Source organism: Plebeiibacterium sediminum (assembly GCF_026013605.1).
In the GTDB taxonomy this organism is placed as follows: domain Bacteria; phylum Bacteroidota; class Bacteroidia; order Bacteroidales; family Marinilabiliaceae; genus Saccharicrinis; species Saccharicrinis sediminus.
Genome location: NZ_JAPDPJ010000422.1, coordinates 1 through 305 on the forward strand (window position 1 = coordinate 1; position 305 = coordinate 305).

Below are 305 nucleotides of genomic sequence, written 5' to 3' on the forward strand. Positions count from 1 at the left end.
GTTACTTTTAAATGGTGCAACAGAAAGGATAATTATAAATCAGAAACGCAAACTATTACTGGCGTTGATTTTTTAAAAAGGTTTGTGGAGCATATCGTCCCACCTCATTTCAGAAGAATAAGGCATCTTGGCTTTTTGAGTGCTCGTAATAAATCCAAATGTTTAGAGCTATTACGCAAAGACTTAAAGGTAACTTTTCATAAACTAAATCTTTCAAGAGCTCAGGTACTTGAAATGAAGTTTGGAAAACGTTCCTGTCTTAGTTGTAAAGATTGTGGTGGTGAGTTGGCTTTAATACTTTCTTA

Annotated in this window: 1 protein-coding gene; it reads left to right on the top strand. The window is 34.1% G+C overall.

What is annotated here, in order from left to right; genetic code table 11:
• Positions 1 to 305: transposase (locus OM075_RS26050; RefSeq protein ID WP_301193449.1), on the top strand; the 305-nt coding region annotated here is incomplete at both ends.